The sequence below is a fragment of the Cryobacterium sp. MLB-32 genome (assembly GCF_000738085.1).
GTDB lineage: Bacteria > Actinomycetota > Actinomycetes > Actinomycetales > Microbacteriaceae > Cryobacterium.
The window spans coordinates 1-709 of sequence record NZ_JPRS01000507.1 but is presented as its reverse complement, the minus strand read 5'-3'; the positions used below and the strand labels follow the sequence as shown (position 1 = coordinate 709).

Genomic DNA, 709 nt, shown 5'->3' with positions numbered 1-709 from the left:
CGTTTTCTACGTGAGCCAGAGTCAGCTTCCCGTCGCGGCGCTGGGTTCCTGGAACATCATGGTTGGCTTCGGAATCGCCTTCGTCGGCTTCCTCATGACCACCCGCTGGCGCTAATCGCGAGTTCTACCCGACACACAAACAGCTAATGACAACCGTGTAATTATCCCCAGTTTGTGGATAACCTGTGGATAACTTAACCACAGGGGTACCGTGTCATGGGCCACGACGCCTTAGAGATAGGTGTGAACCTTCACGGCGCCCGCCGCGGCGATCAGGACGACCAGCCCCGCGATCAGCGCGACCTGCATCCACTGGTGTTTGAGGCGGCGGGTTTGCAGGAAGATGAGCCCCATCAGAGCTCCGGCGACCAGACCGCCGAGGTGTGCCTGCCAGGCAATGTTGAACCCGGGGATGAACCCGATCACCAGGTTGATTCCGAGCAACACGAGCAGTTGACGTGCGTTACCGCCCAGGCCACGTTGGATAACGAGCAAGGCACCCAAAAGGCCGAATATCGCCCCGGAGGCCCCAATGACGACGGTGTACGGGGAGGCGAGCACGAGAACACCCACGGATCCGGCGAAACCGCTGACGAGATACAGAGCCAGGAAGCGTGCCCGGCCTAGCATCCCCTCCAGCACCCGACCGAAAATCCACAGCATGTACATGTTCAGCAGCACGTGGAACGGAAATCCGCCCTGACTGTGC

The 709-nt window shown here is 59.9% G+C and carries 2 protein-coding genes; one reads left to right on the top strand and one right to left on the bottom strand.

What is annotated here, in order from left to right; genetic code table 11:
* Window positions 1-115: cell division protein CrgA (locus JF66_RS19665; RefSeq protein ID WP_035880578.1), on the top strand; the 115-nt coding region annotated here is incomplete at its 5' end.
* 116 nt (window positions 116-231) lie between these two features.
* Here the strand turns inward: JF66_RS19665 and JF66_RS19660 are convergent.
* On the bottom strand, window positions 232-709 hold a 478-nt coding region (locus JF66_RS19660), incomplete at its 5' end, for a rhomboid family intramembrane serine protease (RefSeq protein ID WP_035880577.1).